The following is a 16,777-nucleotide window of genomic DNA, read 5'->3' on the forward strand; positions in this document are numbered from 1 at the left end:
GCGCGGGCGAAGCCTCAAAGGTTTCAAAGACCCGCGCGGAACTCGATACGGCGATTGCGCGCGCGCCCTTCGGCCGTGTCGTTCGAAGCCACGGGCTGGTCGGGGCCGACGCCGTCGGTCGTGAGCTGTTGCGGCGAGATGCCCTTGCCGACGAGGTAGCCCTTCACCGTATCCGCGCGCGCCTGGCTCAGCGCGATATTCGATGCGCGATTGCCTGAGTTGTCGGTGTGGCCGATGATCTCCACGGTACGCGTGTTCATTTTCGCGAGCACGGCCGCCATCTGGTCGAGAATCGCGCGGCCCTGGGGCGCGAGTGTGGCGCTGCCGGTTTCGAATTCGATCGTGCGGTTCGCCAGCGTCTGGTCGAGCAGCCCCTGCTCGGACGCGCTCACACGCAGGCCGTTGCGGATGGTGTAGGTGGGATTGAGCGCGTTGGCCATGTCGCTGGCGATCTGCTGGCGTTGCGCTTCGTTGCCTACTTCGCCGCGCACCTCGATCTGGGTGCCGTCGATCTTCAGTTGTCCTTTGTGCACCTGCTTGAGCTGAGGGTTGATCAGCTTCTGCACGTTCGCCGACCAGTTGGGCGGCGTGGCCACGTCGCCCACTTCGATTTGATCGACCACGTTCGCCGCGCCATAGGTGTCGCGCAGGCGTTGCAGCACGGCGGAGTGCGTCGCTTCGTCGGGCACCTTGCCGCCCACCACGACCTGGCCCGGCGTCGTGTTCGCCGGCGCGGGCATCGAGCTCGCGGTACCGCGCGCGCCGGAAGCGGAGGGCGCATTCACCGCCCCAGCAGCTACACCGGTTGCACTGGCCACATCGCCAGAGGACGCGGCGCCAGGCAGCGCCGTGGTGCGGATCTGTCCGCCGCTCGTATCCACGGGCGTGACGCGCGCGGGGCTGGCTTCGTCGGCAAACGCGGGCGCACCGAAAGCGCCAAGCGCCAGCGCGACCGCTGCGGCGAGCGCGCCGCGCTTATGCATCTCAAACACGGCGGCCATCGACCGGCTCCCCGATGAAAGCCTCGCGGAACGTGTCGATCGAGACGCGCAGCGACAGTTGCGGCTGGTCGAGGTAGCTGACGAGTTTGCTGATGCCATGGTCGTTCTGTGCCTGTTCGTCGACCCACTCGGGGTCGTCGATATCGATGTTATGGGCGGCGTAGGTTTGCGGATCGACCACGCTGTGCAGGGTTTTCGGGGAAGCGCCGTTAAAGCCGACGATGAGCCGTTCGCGCTGCGCGATGGTGCCCATGAAAATGGCCAGTTCGAAGTCGGCCTTCGAGACGAACGGCGCGATCAGTTCGAGCCAGAACGCCGCCACGAGGCTGCGATAGAACGGATCGACGGGCAAGGGCAGTGTGAGGCCGCGTTCGAGATGAGCCGTGCCGCTCGTCATCACGGGGCGCAGCAGCGAGCCGAGCGCGAGCATCGCGCCGCGCAGGCGCACCGGATGGCCGCTCGCGAGCAGCATTTGCTCGAGTCCCGAGAGCGTCTGATGCTCGACGAAATCGGCGAAAGTGCCGTCGTGCGGATTGCCCGCGCCGCCCACGTCCACCGGCACGTGCATCTCGCCGAGCGCCTGCAGCGCGCCGGCCGGCTCGCTCGTGCCCAACAGCGGCTGCATCTGCGCGCAAACGCGCGACCAGAGGCGCGCGAGCGCGAGCGGGCTGCGCGCGAGAAACGCAAGCGGCTGCTCGACTTCGAGCGCCGTGGCCGCGAGAAACGGAAAGCGCCGCGACGACTGGTCGTGGCTCGGCACCATATGCCCCGCGATCGCGAGCTTGCTCTGCGAGCCGAGGAACGCGAAATGCATCGGCTGCGCTTCTTCGTAGACGATCTTCCAGCGCGGATCGTCGGTGAGCATGTCCATGGCTTCGGCAATCCAGCGGTCGAGCGTTTGCAGAAGCTGCGGATTGTGTGGGCTCTTCACGAAGTCGCCGCGCGACGGGATCTTGCCGAAGTAGGCGATCTGCGCCTGAACGGTTTGCGTCATTGCGCCTCCCCCGCGTTATTGTTGGCGCCCGTGGCGTTGGCCGTCGTGACCGCGCCGCCGGGCGCATTGTTGTTCTGCGCGTTGTTGGAGCCAGGCGCGCCAGGCGCACCCGGTGCATTGGGATTGGCGCCCGCCGGACCCACGTTCGCGATCGAGGAAGGCAGTTGCACGCCGCTCAACCCCTGCTGTTGCGGCGCATTGCCGGACGAGGCCGTGGGCTGCGAGGTGCTGATGATGCGCATGCTCACCGAAATCGTCACGCTGCCTTGCGTCCACGTGAGATCGAAGGTGCCGTCCGGTTTGCGGCTGCGCTGCGCCGAATTGATCAGCTTCTCGAGACCATAGCGGCCCGGCTCGTTTACGAGTTGGATCGTGCGGCCGTCGAAGGTGGTCGCGGAGAGCGTCGCGCCCGGCGTGCCCTGCGGGTTCGGCCACACGAAGTTGGCCCACTGCGGCGGCGTGTTGCGGTAGCGCAGTTGCTGGCCATCGATCGCAATCGTGTACTCGGTCGTGCCGCTCGAAGGCTGCGGCAGGATCTGGAACACGGTCTGCGGCTCGCTCGAACCCGCGCTGGTGCTCGCCGCGCCGCCCGCGAGCGGTGCGACCCAGCGCGCGAAGCTGTTGGTGAAGTCGGGCATGAGCGAGAGGCCCATGTCGCCCCACGTGCGCGCGGTGAGCGTGTCGCCGCGGCGCACCGCGAGCGGCCCGAGCGTGGTGCTCACGAACTTCGAGATCGCGCCGTCCGGGCCGAAGGTCTGGGCGATTTCGCTGGAGCCCGCTTCGATCTTCGCCGTGCTCGAGAACGGATACTTGTTCGCGAGCGAGGCCTGGAAGGGCTGATACACCTGCGCGTTCCACACCTTGTTCACTTCCGCGCTGGCTGGCTGGATCACCACCGCATACGCCTGCATAAGCGGGCGAACGAGCAGCGGGCGCAGCGCCTTGCGCTGGTCGTCGGTGAGGCCGGTGAGCATCTGCTCGTCGACGAACTTCAGCGAATCGGCGAGTTCGGAGCCGCTGCCGTCGAGCGTCTGCTGCATCAGCTGGCGTGCGCCCGGTCCCGGATCGCCCTGGTTCTTGATGGTGTTAAAGCGCGTGCGCACCTTCGAGAGCGAGTCCATATAGCCCTTGAGCATCGAGCCGTTTTCGTGCTTGACGACGATGCGCCCAAGACCCGCGAACGCCTGGCCGATCGGACCCATTGGCATCTGGACCGGATTGCCGTTGATGTCGATGTTCGCCTGGATCGGGCCGCTCGTGGTGCGCGAGAAGACGTTCTTGAACCAGCCCATGATGCCGCTTTGCGCCTGCTTCAGCGTGGTGTTGACTAGCGACGGGTTATCCCACGAGGTCTGGTCGTACGCGGTTTCGAGGATCTTGCGGATCGGCGAATCTTGCGGGTCGCCAAGGCGGTTCATCGCGTCCACGGCCTGGCCGAAGCTGCCGAAATCCTGCACGGCAATGCCCTGCATGAACTTCTGCCAGTGCTGCGCATACTCGGTCTTGTACATGCCGACCAGGGTCTTCTGGATCTGCTCGGGGCTGCCTTCGAGCGTCAGGTCGTCGCTGGCCGAGGTGTTGAGCACCCAGTCCTTCGCCTGCAGTTCCTTGGTGGCGGCTTCGCGAATCGCGGGCTGCACATACTGGAACCACGCTTCGCGCGTGAAGGTGCCGGGAATCGCGTAGCTGCCCGCCACGAGCGACGAGTTGCCGTCGCCGACGATACGCGCCACCGTCATGGGCGCGAAACGCGTGGAGGCGCGCGCCTTGATTTCTTCATAGACGCGCTGGCGCGCCGGCATGCCGCGCACCACGTGGCGCAAGTCTTCGCGCGTCTGGTCGACGATCGCGAGGTTCGCGTTGATCATCGGCCAGTCGTCGTCGGATACGCGCGCGAGATAGAAGGTGATCATGCGCTCGGCGCTCTTGATCATCTCGTCGCGAGGCATGTTGCCGCGATTCTGTTCGAGCCAGCCGCGCCAGAAGCGCGCGATCTGGTCGGTGAGGTGGGCGGCTTCCACATGACGCTTGTCGGAGAGCATCAGGTAGGTCTTGAGCGCGTTGTACGCGTCCTCGACGCTGGTGGGCGACGCATCGCTATAGAGGCCGCCCTGGTTCGCGTTCGCCATGGCCGCGCGCGCGGAAACCGGCGCCGCGCCCGATTCGGGCGCGTGCGTCATGGGCGCGAGCTGGTCGGGATGCGCATCGACTTCCTTGAGGAAGCCTTCGACATTCTGCGAGACCGGCGCGAGCAGGATCTGGCGCACGCCGTTGTAGTACTCCTGCAGCAGATGCTGCTCGACGCGGTCGCCCTGATACAGGCCCAGCGACACCGCGAGCGGTTTGCTGCGGCGGAACTGCTCGAGCTGCTCGATGCGGTCTTCGAGAATGTCCATTGCCTGCAGGCGCGATTGCAGGTCGTTGCGGTTCTGCTGGAGCTTTTCGACGTTGTCGAGGTCGGCCTGAACGTTGGCCACAAGCTGCTGGTTGTTGATCGCCGACCATGTCCAGCCGCCGAGCGCCAGCGCGAGCGCGGCCACCACGCCAAAGAACGTGGCGTAGCGCAGGCGCGTCTTGGCGGGGCTCGCGAATTGGCGGACTGTTTGCTTGTCGGCGAAAATCACCTTGGAAAACAGGTCTTTCAGGAAGAAGCCGTTTTTTGAGAACGCTGCTTGCGGCTTGGGCAGGCTGTCGGTCGAGAGCGTGAAGCGATTGGCGATGCGCTGTGCGGCGGCGCTGTTGGTCTCGCCTTCCTGCAATGCGCTCGTGAAGTAGAAGCCCCGGAAAATGGGCTTGTACTGGAACGGATTGTTCTCGAACAGCGTGGCGAGGAACGCGCGCAGCGCGGGCTTGATGGTGGAAAACTCGAGCGGGAAGCTCAGTTGACCGGGCGTGAGCGCGTTGCCGCGGCTGATCGACATCTGCGCGATGCTGATTTCCTTGAGGCCGTCGTAGAGCTCTTCGAAGCGCTCGTCGAACAGCGTGACGACGTCGCGCTTTTCGTCGGGCTCGTAGGGCAGGGTGGCGCCCCAGACGCGGTCGTATTCGTTGCGGTCGCTGCCGCTGAAGAATTCCGTGAAGCCCGTGATGAGGTCGACCTTCGTGAACATCACGTAGACCGGCGCGAACACTTCGAGCTTTTCGGTGAGCTCCTGCACGCGCTGGCGCAGGTTCTTCGCGAGATTGATCGCGAATTCGGGGCGGTTGCCCGTGAGCTCGGCAATGCTGGCTGTCACGATGATGCCGTTGATGGGCGCCTTCGGGCGATAGCGCTTGAGCAGGCCGAGAAAGCCGAGCCATTCGCCGCGGTCTTCCTCGTGCACCGAGTAGCGGCCCGCCGTATCGAGCAGAATGCCTTCGGTCGTGAAGAACCAGTCGCAGTTACGCGTGCCGCCGATGCCGTGCACGATGGCGTCTTTCTTGTCGGCGAAGGGAAACTGCAGGCCCGAGTTGAGCACGGCGCTGCTTTTGCCCGCCGCCGGATTGCCGATCACGATGTACCACGGCAGTTCGTAAAGCGCCGAGCCGCCCGAAAGCTGGCCGATCTTCGACGTCTTGATGGTCTTGACCGTGTCGACGAGGCGCGTGCGCAGTACGTCGAGTTCGGCTTCTTTGCCGCTCGCGGCAGCGGCGGCGGCGCTGCTGGTGCTTTCGACCTGGGCCTGCTGCTCGAGCATATTGCCGAGATTGTTATTGGCGCGGCGCACGCGGATGCGGCGCACGATCCACACGAGCAGGCACAGGGCGAGCACCGCGCCGAGCACGACCACGACCCATACCGGATCGATTTGCAGTTTGTCGGCGGCAAAGGACAGGATCGAGGCCAGCGCGATGAAGCCGAGAATGGAAATCGTGCGCTTGTCGGTCAACCCGTTGAGGAAGCGTTGCATAAGCCGGTCAGGTCCTGGTGCTTTGAGTGCTGTTCTGGTGATCCGCGGCGGCCGCGGCGGGCCGCATGAGCTTATCGGCGTTCGGTTGCGAAACCGTGTCGCGCGTGTCGGCGGATGGTGCTAATTCGGCGAAGTGAGCGGTGAAACTAGCCGTGAAGCGGGCAGGGCGCGTCAATGTCATATTCATTGGCGCGCTATTGGACTTTTTGAAGAGCCGCGGCCCTGCGCCCGAGCACGAACCCGGGCTTGTGATATTCGACGTGCCCAAGATCCATCATTTTCCACCGGCCACCCCACGTTAGCCCGACCTGCTCAGCAACCTGGCCATATAACTGATAGCCGCGCATGGCCCAAGGATCTTTTTCTGAAATGACGAGCTTGCCGTCACGTAAAAACGCGTTATCCGCCGCGAGACCATATTGGTGATAGCTCTGAAACGCCGCGGCATTGGTCACGTTGCTCCCCATTTTCGCCAGCCGGTCCTGCCGGTCGGGGCTCCGATAACCTTCCAGCAAGGCCATTTGATAACCGTATTGCTCGTGCATGATTTTATAAGCGAGCAATAGACGCGTACGGAAGTCGGGATCGAGCAGATTCCAGTCGCGACTCGCATCCACCAATGCGGGGCGAATCTGTTCGACCTCCCGTGAGGCGAACGCTTCGGGCGGCAATGGTGGAGGCGGAACGAGCTGCTCGCCATTGAGCAGCGCCGCGATTTTTTCATCGGGCGCCCGAAGCGTGTCATCGTATTGGAATAACTGGTGGCCGCGAAGCGCAATAGCAATCAGCGGCGGCGTCGCAAGAATACCTGTCGTCGACAAAATCAGCAAGCGCCGTTTAATCAGCAAATTTTGCATGCCGGTTACGGTCGATTGAGAATATTTTGCCGACCTTGAAATGCCTTTGCGCGCATGCGTGGCGCTTGCTGAAGCACGTCGCGCAATGTGGTTATGCAGATTGGATACTGCTTCGATAAACCCCGCCCGCACGCCCGGAAAAAGCAGTATTGCCGCCAGGGGAACGGTAACGACGAAATAGACAACGAGTGCAATGGCAACCAAAAGCAACCCCGTGAACTGGAGGCAATTGTTTTTTGTAATGCTTGATTTTAGAATCAGGCCTGCCCGAAGTCGGGCCGACACGTATTATCACGGCGAAACAGGCCCGATTCAATGTGCACGATTCGAATGAGACTCTAATGAGTGTGCCGGACAACTCCCGTTCTAAAGCTTCACCCAGCGCTCGCCCCAGCCTGCTAGCCGATAACGCCGCCAAGGCGGCTAGCGCGCCCGCCAACGGCGCGGCCAATGGCTCGCGCATTCTTGCAAACCTCGAAGGGCGCGTCGTGCCCCCTGCTGCGCCGGCAGGCAAGGCGTCGCGCTCCTCGAAGCCGGCCGCGCTTGTGGCGCTGCTCGTGATCGGCGCCGGCGCGTTCGGCGCATGGCACCTGATGACGCGCGCGCCATCCACGGCAGCGAGCGTGGCCGCACCGGCGAGCGCCACGCTCGCGGTGGCGGCAGCTAGCGCGTCGCAGGCAGTCGTTGCGAGCGCACAGACCAGCGCGCCGGACGCAGGCTCGGCGTCGCAAGCGGCAAAGATCGTTTCCGACGACGATGCGGCCAACGCCAGGCCGGCTAGCGATGCAGACAGGCTTTCGCGCGCGCTGGCAGGTGGGGTGGGCAACGCCAGCAGCGCCACGGTTGCGGCAGCAACGCCTAAAGCGGCGCAGGCGCAGGCTCCTCATGCGCAGGCGCAGTCGCGCGAGAAGGGCGCGGCAAAGCAGCAGACGGCCTCCGCCCATCGTGCGGAAAGCAAGGGCACGGTTGCGCCGTCGAAGAAGCCGGGCAACGCTGCGAAGAAGGACGACTCCGATGTCGATCTGCTGGCCGTGCTCGTTGCGCGCACCAAGCCGGCCGATACGAAAACGGCCGCGCGCGGGTCGAAAGCCAAGGCATCGGCCGACAACACGGCTTCGCTTGCGCAGCAAGTGAAGGCATGCGGCGAGCGCGGGTTCTTCGAAGACCAGTTGTGCCGCTGGCGCGTGTGCGATGGCCACTGGGGCCAGGATCCCGCATGCCCCTCGGCGGCGCGGGCAAGCAACGAGCATTGAGATTGCGGCGGCGCGGCCCCTGACGAGGGGCGTTACGCGATCGCAATATCGGCGAGCCGATCGAGACTCGCGCAACCGAGCTGTGCGAGCCCGTTGTCGATTTCACTCCGAATGATCTCCAGCGCGCGCAACGCACCCCGTTCGCCTGCCGCCGCCACGCCATAGAGCGTGGCGCGTCCGAGCAGCACGCCTTGGGCGCCAAGACGGCGCGCCTTGAGCGCGTCCATCCCGCGCCGAACGCCGGAGTCGAGCAGAATCTCGGCGCGCCCGCCAACTGCATCGGCGATGGCCGGCAGCGCCGCGACGCTCGGGATCGCAGCATCGAGCTGCCGGCCGCCATGGTTCGTCACCACGATCGAGTCCACGCCGCAACGCACGGCCTGCGAAGCGTCGTCCGCGTCAAGGATGCCTTTCAGGATCAGCGTGCCGTCCCAGCGCTCGCGCAGCCATTCGACGTCGCGCCACGCGAGCGTCGTGTCCATCTGACGCTCGATCCACTCGGCCGCGTCGAGCGCGCTCGCGCGCTTGCCGATGAAGCCGTCGAGATTCTCGAAGCGCGGCAGTCCAGGCGCATACACATTGGCGAGCCAGCGCCAGCACGTTGCGGTGTTGAGCAGGTTCCTGAAGTCCGGCTTTTTGAAGCCACGGTAATTGCGCGCTTCCCAGTTGCGATTGCCGTACACGGTCGCGTCGGTCGTCAGCACGAGCGATGTGTATCCCGCATCACGGGCACGCTGCATGAGCTCCAGCGTGCATTGCCGGTCCTGGAACATGTAGAGCTGGAGCCAGCGCGGCGCAGCGGGCCACTCGCGCGTGGCTGCGGCGACGCGCTCGATGCTTGCGCTCGCAAGCGTCGCGAGGCAGAACGGCACGCCGCTTTGAGCGGCTGCTCGTGCCAGCGCGATATCGGCATCGCGCCATAGCATGCCGTTGAAACCGGTCGGGCCGACTGCCATCGGCGCTGCCGAATTGCCGCCCTTGAACTGCGTTTCGATCGAACGAGCCGAGACGTCGCGCAGCGTGCGCGGCACGAGCCGAAGCGCCTCGAACGCCGCGCGATTCGCGTGGACGCCGAGTTCGTCCTCGGCGCCGCATTCGAGGTATTCGAGCGCGAAGTGGGGCAGGCGCCGGCGCGCCATCGCCTGAAGATCGGCAATCGCGACCGCGCGGGCCGGATTGCGTCCGCTATAGAGTTTGCGTTTCATTTCGGTGTACGTCCCAATCACGTCAAGCTGCGTCTAGCGCCGCTGCCGCTTAAAGGACCTTCCCCGGATTGAGGAGCTGCTGCGGATCGAGCGCCGCTTTCAAGCGGCGCATCATGCCGATTTCGGCGTCGCTGCGCGTGCAGCCCAGGTAGGGCCGTTTCAGTACGCCGATTCCGTGCTCCGCCGAAATCGATCCATCCATTTCCTGCACGACGCCGTAGACCGTGCGGTCGAGTTCTTCCGCGAGGGCCTCGTCGAGTTCGGCGAGCGACGCGCCGATATGGATGTTGCCGTCGCCGACGTGCCCGAAGAACAGGCACACCACGTCAGGCCAGCGCGCGCGCAGCGCCGCCTCGCAACGTTGCGCGAACTCGCCGAGCTCGCCGGTTGGCAGACTCACGTCGAAATTGATGAGATTCGGCAGCGCGTCGATCGCGAGACCCTCGCGCAGCAGCCACATGTCACGCGCTTGCCGCTCCGAAGTCGCGAGCGCCGCATCGTCGACGAGCCCCGCTTCGAAGCAGTCCGCCAGACACGTTTCGAGCGTCTGTGCCGCATCGCCGCCCGGCGCGCTGGTGGCGCATTCGATCAGCACGGCGAAACCGTCCTCGCCGGCGAACGGCGCGGTGACGTCGGGCGTATGGCGGCCGACATACTGGTAAAACGACGGCCACATCGCCTCGAAGCTGACGACCTCCGGCACCGCGCGCATCCGGTCCCACAGGCGCACGACCGCGTCGTAATCGGCGACGCGGCACATCGCGGTGGCAGGGGGCGCGAGCTTCGGGCGCAGACGCAGCACTGCGCGCGTGATGATCCCGAGCGTGCCCTCGCTGCCGATGAACAACTGCTTGAGGTCGTAGCCGGTGTTGTTCTTCAGCACCCGGCTCATCGACGAAACGACCGTGCCGTCGGCGAGCACGGCTTCGAGCCCGAGCACCTGCTCGCGCATCACGCCATAGCGGATCGCGCGCGTGCCGCCCGCATTGGTGGCGATGGCGCCGCCGACCTGGCACGAGCCGCGCGCGCCGAGATCGACGCCGAACGTGAAGCCGGCGGCTTCCGCGGCTTCCTGAACCACCTGCAACGGCGTGCCCGCGCGCACCGTGATCGTGCCGGCCGCCGCGTCGATCGACTCGATGCCGGCGAAGCGCTCCATCGACAACACGATCTCGCCGCCGAGCGCGACCGCGCCGCGCGCGAGCCCGGTCAGCCCGCCCTGGGGCACCACGGGCTGCTGGAGTTTCGTGCACAACGCGAGCGTGCGCGAGACGTCGTCGACGCTGCGTGGCCGCACCAGCGCACGCGGCCGCGCGCCGGGCGCTTCGTTGTACGCGGTGAAGTAGTGCGGCTCGATATCGGCCGATCGCGTGACGATGTCAGCGCCGAGTTCGGCAATGAGCGCGGCGTCGAGCGCGTCCGTTGCCGCGTGGCCCGGTTCACCGCATGCGGTCGCCATATCGTGAATCGGCATGCGTTACTCCGCGGAGATGTCCGCGTTGCCGAAGTACTTCTGGCCGAGCGACTTCACGGTGCCATCGGCCTTCAGCTTGTCGATCGCCGCGTTGAGCTTGTCCTTCAGCGCAGCGTCGCCCTTGCGCAGGCCAAACGCGATGCCGGCGCCGAGGATCTTGTCGTCGCGCACCGCGCCGCCGGCGAACGCGAAACCCTTGCCCTCGGGGCGATCGAGGAAGCCGGACTGGCCCGACGGCGCCTGCACGAGGGTGGCGTCGAGGCGCCCGGCGGCCAGATCGGCGTAGGCCTGGTTCTGGTCCTGGTACGACACGACCGAAACGCCCGCCGACTCCCAGTGAACCTTCGCGTAGGTTTCCTGGACCGACGCCTGCAGCACGCCGACGCGCTTGCCCTTCAGCGATGCGGGTGTCGGCTGCAGGCCGCTGCCGGCGCGCGCGATCAGCATCGTCGGCACGCGGTAGATGACGTGCGTGAAGTCGATGGCCTCGCGGCGCTTGTCGGTCGCGTTCATCCCCGAGTTGATCGCGTCGAACTTGCGGCCGTTCAGGGCGGGGATGAGGCCGTCGAACGACGTCTCGACCCACGTGCACTTGAGCTGCGCGGTCTTGCACACCGCGTTGCCGACGTCGATGTCCATGCCGACCAGTTGGCCGCTCGGCGACTTCGATTCGAACGGCGCATATTCGGCTTCAAGGCCGTAGCGCAGCGTATCCGAGCCGGCGAGCGCCGCGCCGGAACCGAACGCGCAGGCGAGGGCGAGGCAAATTTTCAGGTGTTTCATCGTGATTTACTCTTCCAGGTCCAGGGAATGTCAGTGATCGGCGGACGGTTGCCCCGCCGGTGATCCAACCGTCACATCAAATGCTGCAAAGCCGCCGCGCGCCTTCCACCAGCGTCGCATCGTCCTTCGAGAAGCTGAGCCGGATTACACCATTGTCGGTGCCGTCCGTATAGAACGCGGACAGCGGAATCGTTGCGACGCGCGCATCGCGGATCAGGCGCAGCACGAAGTCGCTGTCGCGCTCGTCGGAGAAGTGCCGGAAACGCGCGAGCATGAAAAACGAGCCTTCGCTCGGCAGCAACTCCAAGCGTGAACCTTCGAGCTCGCGTGCGAGCAGGTCGCGCTTGTGCTGATAAAACGCGGCCAGGCCGAGATAACTTTCCGGCTGCTCGAGCATTTCCGCGAACGCGACCTGCATGGGCGTGTCGGCCGAGAACATCATGAACTGGTGAACCTTGCGGATCTCGTCCATCAGTTCGGCCGGCGCGACCATGTGGCCGACGCGCCAGCCGGTCACATGAAACGACTTGCCAAACGACGACACGATCACGCTGCGCTCCGCGAGCTCGCGGTGCCGCGCCATGCTTTCGTGCCGCGCGCCGTCGAACACGACGTGCTCGTACACCTCGTCGGACAGGATCACGATGTCGGTCTGCCGGGTGAGGCGGGTGAGCTGGGCGATGTCTTCGGCGGAGAAAACCGTGGCGGTCGGATTATGCGGCGTATTCACGATGATCATCCGCGTGCGCGGCGTGATCGCGGCGGCAACCGCGTCCCAGTCGACGCGGAAATGCGGCGCCACGAGCTTGATCGGCACCGGCGTTGCGCCCTGCATCCGCACGATCGGCGCATAGCTGTCGAACGAGGGCTCGAAGTAGATCACCTCGTCGCCGGGATGGACGAGTGCGCTGATCGAAGCGTAGAGGCCTTCGCTCGCGCTCCCGACCACGGTGATTTCGCTGGACGGGTCGTAGCGCGTGCCGTACAGGCGCTCGGTCTTCTCGGCGAGCGCGTCGCGCAACGCGCCGATGCCGGCCATCGGCGCGTACTGGTTGTGGCCTTCGCGCATCGCACGCGCGACGCCTTCGACGAGCGCGGGATCGGGAGCGAAGTTCGGTGCGCCTTGCGAGAGGTTCAGCGCATCGTGCTCGGCCGCGAGTTGCCCGATCACGGTAAAGATCGTGGTGCCGACGTCGGGCAGCTTGGAACGGGGGACGGTGGCGCTTCGCATGAATTCTCCTTCTGGAACGAATATTGATCGACGCGCGTGCGCGCGATCAAGTATCCGAAACTGTATTCGGAGCGGTATTCGACGCCAATCGACAATTTTTCATGGCCGGCATGAGTTAAATGCATGCCGGTGGGGCGGACGGCGCGTGCGCCCCCCGGACGCGCCGCCTGCCGGCCCCTGCGCCGCGCGCGGATCGTTACTGTGCGCGGCAGTTCGCGACGACCTCGTTGACCGCGCGCTGAATGTCGCCGCGGCGATAGCGAAGCAGCGCGAGATCGGCCGCATCGGGCTCGTAGGATACGACGTTGCCGCGTCCGGTGTAGATCGCCATGTCGGGCAGTAGCGGGTGTTCCTGGTCAAGCGACGGTACGGTTTGCGCATTGCCGGCCGCGCGGAAGAAAGCGGCGAAGTAATCGGCGAAGGTCAGGTTCTCGTCGCCGACCAGATAGCCTTTGCCGGATGCGCCGCGTTGCAGCGCGCCCCAAATCGCCTCCGAGAGCGATTGCGTCGAGATGAAGTTGCTGCCGCCCGCCGGCCCGTAGACCGGGAGTCCGGCGATTTTGCCTGCCGCATAGCTCGAGTAGGCCGCGAACATCTCGTTGCGCAGGCCCGGCACTGATCCGACGACGAACGGCGCATTGACGCTGCACACCGAGAATTCCGGCGTGGCCAGCGCGCGCACGCGCTGGTCGGCCAGATGGCGCGAGCGCACGTAGGGCACCGTATCGACGAGTTCAGGCGCGACCTGCGGATAGAAACTGCCCACCAGGACGGCTTTCTTCACGCCGGCCGCACGGGCAAGCTCGAAGAAGCGCGGCACGGCGTCCACGTTCGCGCGCTCCCAGTGCGCGGCTTCGTCGGTGCCCGGCGGCAGATGGCGGATGTCGTTGCCGGCCGCGAACACGATCGCGTCGAAGCGTGCGAGATCTTCGCGCGTGAAGTCGCCTGCAATGTAATCGCGTTGCAGCACTGCGAACTGCGCGAGCGCGGAGCCCGGCGCGACCGGCTTGCGCGCCGCGAGCGTGACCGTATTGCCCTGGTCCTTCAGGTAGAGCGCTGCGTGACCGCCGATGAGCCCGGTGCCGCCGATGATGAGGATGTTCATGGTTGTCTCCGAAGGCGGTGACTGCACCGCCGCAATAATGGAAAGAAAGCGCGTGCGTTGCCGCTCAGAAGTTGAAGCCGTTGCCGGTCACGACAGGGATGTTCGTCCAGAAGCCCTTCGGGTCGCGATACCAGCCCGCTGCGGCGAGCGCGCCGCCATCGACATGCAGGGTCGTGCCGCTGACCCACGCGGCAAAGGGGCTGGCAAGATACATCGCGGCGCCTGCGATGTCGTCGGGTTCGCCAAAGCGGCCGAGCGGAATCCAGCGTTTGATGTGGTCGCGGTGTTCGGCCGCCACCATCAATGAGGTCGGCACCTGCGGTGTCTCGGTCGTCTCGGGTGCGATCTGGTTGACGCGAATACCGGCCGGCCCGAGTTCGAGCGCGAGGCTCTTCGTGAGGCCCGATATCGCGGCCTTGAACGACGCGTACACCGCACAGTTCGGAATCGCGCGGAAGCCCTCGATTGACGAAACGCTGATAATGCTGCCGCCCGCACCGCGCCGACGCAGCAGTGGCAACATTGCGCGCGTCACGATGAACACCTGGCGCAGGTTGACGTCGTACAGGCGCGCGATGTCGTCGTCGGTGTAGTCGTCGAACGGCTTGGCGATCTGCAGGAAGTCGCCGACGTTGTTGATGAGCACGTCGAGACCGCCGAAGCGCGCGTCGATCGTGCGCGCCAGCGCGGCGACCTGGTCGGCGCGCGTGACGTCCACGACTTCCACGACCGATTCGACGCCCGCGGCTTCGAGCGCCTGCCGTACGTTCTGGGCGCGAGCCGCGTCGATCTCCGCGACCACCACGCGCGCGCCCGACGCGCCAAACGCCTGCGCGCACGCACGGCCGATGCCCGCGCCACCCCCGGTAATCAGCACGGTTTTGCCGGTGAATTCAAACATTCTGTACTCCTTCTGGTTTGGAAGATAATGTGCCGCTTCACAGCGACGGATTGTCAAACGTCGTCCGGCGCACGTCCGGCTTTGACGGCATCGAGGGCCGGTACGCCGTAGAGGTGCGCGATTGCGTCGTCCAGGCGCGGATTCGCGCGCAATTCGTGACCTCCGTCGACCGCGAAACTCTGACCCGTCACCCAGCCGGATTCCGGTCCGGCGAGATAGCGCACCGCGCGCGCAATGTATTCGGGCTCGCCGAGCGTGCCGATTGGCACCTGCTCGATGAAACCATCGACGATCGACGGCGTACTGAACATGGCTTGCGTCGACTCCGAACGGGTCAGGCCGGGCCGCACCGCGTTGACACGGACCTTCGCACTACCAAGTTCCTCGGCAGCTCCCTTGACCAGCGCTTCGAGGCCGGCCTTCGCCGCGCAATACAAGGACAGCCAGCGGAAATTCATTCGCGCCGCCGTCGACGAGATGCAGACGATCGATCCGCCACCGCTTTGCGCCAGCAGCGGAGCGCCATAGCGAATCGCTAGAAACGCGCTTGTCAGGTTAAGGTCCAGTTCTGCGCGAACCGTATCGGCGTCATGCATCAGGATCGGCCGGAACCCACCGCCGCCGACCGTTGGCACGACGATGTCGAGGCGGTCCTGCAGCGACCACGCGAACGTCATCGCATCCTGCATGTCTTTCGGCGCGCAGGCATCACCGGCGTAGATGACAACCCGGCCGTCCGGCACCGTGCCGGCCAGTTGCTGCTGGACGCGTTCAAGCGCGTCGCGGCGACGACCCATCAGAACCACGGCTGCGCCGTCTTCGAGCAGCGCTCGCGCGCAAGCCGCGCCGATGCCACCCGAGCCGCCTGTCACGAGCGCCACCTTGTTGTCGAGGGGAGGTGAGGTACGCATGGCTCATCCCTCCAACGGAAGATCTTGCGTCCAGTCGACGAGCAGCGAGCGCGACGCAAAGCGCCACGCAGAGCCGTCGAAAACGCAGCGGTCGTGATAGCGCATCCCCCAATCGAGCTTGCGCTTGACTCCGTCGACCGTGTAGACGTGCTGAGCAATGCAGTACGTTTCGGCCGTCGCGTCGTTGCCTTCGAATGCCAGCAACTGATTATGGATGTGGTGCTGGGTGGTGTCGTAGCGCTCGATTCCACGCAGGCCGGCGACGATCGCATCGCGGTCGCCGAACATGAAGGCGGGGCCGCTCAGTTGCGCATCAGGGACGAACATTTCGGTGAGTTGCGCCCAGTCGCGCCGGTCGACCGCCTGCGCGTAGCGGCAGGCGAGGTCGTACAGCGCGTGGCGGGCATTCGGGTCGGCCATGACGTGCTCCGGTGAATTGATCGGATGAAATTCGCTGCGCATGCGCGTCGGAACGAACGCCGCGCGGCAGCGCAACGGCAGATTCCCATCGAATCGACCGCTTCTCCTCATCCGTATGGAGCAGGGCGGGTCCCGGGCGAGACGCCGAGCTGACCGGCGCGGTGTTTCCGCAGATGAAAATCGTGCGACGCAGCAAATATAAAAGAGGGGGATTTCTACGCTGAAAAATCGAAATTTTGGGGATTCCAGCGTCAACATGTGCCCTTGCGAAGATAATGGCGCGCTAAATTGCTGTCATGCAGCATCAGACGCTTTTTTTGGCCAGTGCGCGTTTTCCCGTAATCGAAACGGATGATGGCTGCTGTCAGGCCCGCCGCTAACTTATGGTGGTCCGGCGCAACGCCGGTTGATCGACGCGTGGAGCTATCGACGCAGCGGGCAGGATCGAACCAGGTGGCATGGAGGGTGGAGTGTGTTGATGCGGACGAATTGGGTTTCGCAAGAAAGCCGACTTTCGAATATAAAGGCGAACCCCGAGATTGCGGCCTTCAGCGAACTGATGGCGGCCATCTATCAGGGACCGCTCGAAACGCCTCCATGGGCAGACGCGCTCGAGTTGATCAGGCGCGAACTGCAGGCGAGTTACTGACCAGTTCAATAAATAGTGCGTATATTGGATCAAGCTGCGTAGCGAACATGCTTCTCCTGAAACAGGTTGCGGATAACATGAGGCTGCTTCTGCCGGCGATGCA

General features: G+C 65.0%; 14 protein-coding genes. 2 read left to right on the forward strand and 12 right to left on the reverse strand.

What is annotated here, in order from left to right; all coding sequences use genetic code 11:
• Positions 1–23 precede the first annotated feature (23 nt).
• The 4 genes from HV773_RS17840 to HV773_RS17855 form a co-directional block, all read right to left on the reverse strand.
• Positions 24–1,001 carry an OmpA family protein gene (locus HV773_RS17840; RefSeq protein ID WP_246282320.1) on the reverse strand — a complete coding sequence of 326 codons (978 nt, stop codon included), beginning with the start codon at positions 999–1,001 and terminating at the stop codon, positions 24–26.
• Positions 985–1,995 carry a type VI secretion system-associated protein TagF gene (gene tagF, locus HV773_RS17845; protein ID WP_175196047.1) on the reverse strand — a complete coding sequence of 337 codons (1,011 nt, stop codon included), beginning with the start codon at positions 1,993–1,995 and terminating at the stop codon, positions 985–987. The genes HV773_RS17840 and tagF overlap by 17 nt, the downstream gene beginning before the upstream one ends.
• On the reverse strand, positions 1,992–5,885 hold the full coding sequence (tssM, locus tag HV773_RS17850) for a type VI secretion system membrane subunit TssM (RefSeq protein WP_175196049.1): 3,894 nt from the start codon (positions 5,883–5,885) through the stop codon (positions 1,992–1,994). The genes tagF and tssM overlap by 4 nt, the downstream gene beginning before the upstream one ends.
• Positions 5,886–6,079: 194 nt before the next feature.
• Positions 6,080–6,946: a M15 family metallopeptidase gene (locus HV773_RS17855; RefSeq protein WP_175196090.1), complete on the reverse strand. Its 867-nt coding sequence runs from the start codon at positions 6,944–6,946 to the stop codon at positions 6,080–6,082.
• 137 nt (positions 6,947–7,083) lie between these two features.
• Here HV773_RS17855 and HV773_RS17860 point away from each other — a divergent pair, with 137 nt between their 5' ends.
• Positions 7,084–7,995 (forward strand): hypothetical protein, encoded by a 912-nt coding sequence (locus HV773_RS17860; protein WP_175196051.1) that lies wholly within the window; start codon positions 7,084–7,086, stop codon positions 7,993–7,995.
• 32 nt (positions 7,996–8,027) lie between these two features.
• Here HV773_RS17860 and HV773_RS17865 read toward each other — a convergent pair whose 3' ends face one another.
• From HV773_RS17865 to HV773_RS37410, 8 genes are all read right to left on the reverse strand, one after another.
• Entirely contained in the window at positions 8,028–9,200 is a 1,173-nt protein-coding gene (locus tag HV773_RS17865; protein WP_175196053.1) for an alpha-hydroxy acid oxidase, read from the reverse strand.
• A gap of 49 nt (positions 9,201–9,249) precedes the next feature.
• Complete coding sequence (locus HV773_RS17870) at positions 9,250–10,674, reverse strand: FAD-binding oxidoreductase (protein WP_175196055.1); 1,425 nt, start codon at positions 10,672–10,674, stop codon at positions 9,250–9,252.
• A 3-nt stretch (positions 10,675–10,677) separates the two neighbouring features.
• The gene (locus tag HV773_RS17875; protein ID WP_175196056.1) at positions 10,678–11,457 is read right to left on the reverse strand and encodes an ABC transporter substrate-binding protein; all 780 of its coding nucleotides are present in this window, start codon (positions 11,455–11,457) and stop codon (positions 10,678–10,680) included.
• Positions 11,458–11,533: 76 nt separating this feature from the next.
• Positions 11,534–12,688 carry a pyridoxal phosphate-dependent aminotransferase gene (locus tag HV773_RS17880; RefSeq protein WP_175196058.1) on the reverse strand — a complete coding sequence of 385 codons (1,155 nt, stop codon included), beginning with the start codon at positions 12,686–12,688 and terminating at the stop codon, positions 11,534–11,536.
• A 196-nt stretch (positions 12,689–12,884) separates the two neighbouring features.
• Positions 12,885–13,793, reverse strand: coding sequence for an NAD-dependent epimerase/dehydratase family protein (locus HV773_RS17885; protein ID WP_175196060.1), 909 nt, complete (start codon positions 13,791–13,793; stop codon positions 12,885–12,887).
• 64 nt (positions 13,794–13,857) lie between these two features.
• Positions 13,858–14,694, reverse strand: coding sequence for an SDR family NAD(P)-dependent oxidoreductase (locus HV773_RS17890; RefSeq protein ID WP_175196062.1), 837 nt, complete (start codon positions 14,692–14,694; stop codon positions 13,858–13,860).
• A gap of 53 nt (positions 14,695–14,747) precedes the next feature.
• A complete protein-coding gene (locus HV773_RS17895; protein ID WP_175196063.1) occupies positions 14,748–15,605 on the reverse strand; it encodes an SDR family NAD(P)-dependent oxidoreductase in 858 nt (285 codons plus the stop codon).
• 3 nt (positions 15,606–15,608) lie between these two features.
• Positions 15,609–16,025, reverse strand: coding sequence for a nuclear transport factor 2 family protein (locus HV773_RS37410; protein ID WP_175196092.1), 417 nt, complete (start codon positions 16,023–16,025; stop codon positions 15,609–15,611).
• Positions 16,026–16,503: 478 nt separating this feature from the next.
• Between HV773_RS37410 and HV773_RS17905 the strand changes: the two genes are divergently transcribed.
• Positions 16,504–16,674, forward strand: a complete 171-nt coding sequence (locus HV773_RS17905; protein WP_175196065.1) for a hypothetical protein — start codon at positions 16,504–16,506, stop codon at positions 16,672–16,674.
• The last annotated feature ends 103 nt before the right edge of the window (positions 16,675–16,777 follow it).

Origin of the sequence: Paraburkholderia caffeinitolerans (genome assembly GCF_902859945.1) — a bacterium.
Classification (GTDB): Bacteria; Pseudomonadota; Gammaproteobacteria; order Burkholderiales; family Burkholderiaceae; genus Paraburkholderia; species Paraburkholderia caffeinitolerans.

What these genes read in the sequence shown, in the direction of transcription:
- HV773_RS17840 (WP_246282320.1), bottom strand. Translation starts at nt 1,001, where the DNA reads ATGGCCGCCGTGTTTGAGATGCATAAGCGCGGCGCGCTCGCCGCAGCG.
- tagF (WP_175196047.1), bottom strand. Translation starts at nt 1,995, where the DNA reads ATGACGCAAACCGTTCAGGCGCAGATCGCCTACTTCGGCAAGATCCCG.
- tssM (WP_175196049.1), bottom strand. Translation starts at nt 5,885, where the DNA reads ATGCAACGCTTCCTCAACGGGTTGACCGACAAGCGCACGATTTCCATT.
- HV773_RS17860 (WP_175196051.1), top strand. Translation starts at nt 7,084, where the DNA reads ATGAGTGTGCCGGACAACTCCCGTTCTAAAGCTTCACCCAGCGCTCGC.
- HV773_RS17865 (WP_175196053.1), bottom strand. Translation starts at nt 9,200, where the DNA reads ATGAAACGCAAACTCTATAGCGGACGCAATCCGGCCCGCGCGGTCGCG.
- HV773_RS17870 (WP_175196055.1), bottom strand. Translation starts at nt 10,674, where the DNA reads ATGCCGATTCACGATATGGCGACCGCATGCGGTGAACCGGGCCACGCG.
- HV773_RS17875 (WP_175196056.1), bottom strand. Translation starts at nt 11,457, where the DNA reads ATGAAACACCTGAAAATTTGCCTCGCCCTCGCCTGCGCGTTCGGTTCC.
- HV773_RS17880 (WP_175196058.1), bottom strand. Translation starts at nt 12,688, where the DNA reads ATGCGAAGCGCCACCGTCCCCCGTTCCAAGCTGCCCGACGTCGGCACC.
- HV773_RS17885 (WP_175196060.1), bottom strand. Translation starts at nt 13,793, where the DNA reads ATGAACATCCTCATCATCGGCGGCACCGGGCTCATCGGCGGTCACGCA.
- HV773_RS17890 (WP_175196062.1), bottom strand. Translation starts at nt 14,694, where the DNA reads ATGTTTGAATTCACCGGCAAAACCGTGCTGATTACCGGGGGTGGCGCG.
- HV773_RS17895 (WP_175196063.1), bottom strand. Translation starts at nt 15,605, where the DNA reads ATGCGTACCTCACCTCCCCTCGACAACAAGGTGGCGCTCGTGACAGGC.
- HV773_RS37410 (WP_175196092.1), bottom strand. Translation starts at nt 16,025, where the DNA reads ATGGCCGACCCGAATGCCCGCCACGCGCTGTACGACCTCGCCTGCCGC.
- HV773_RS17905 (WP_175196065.1), top strand. Translation starts at nt 16,504, where the DNA reads ATGCGGACGAATTGGGTTTCGCAAGAAAGCCGACTTTCGAATATAAAG.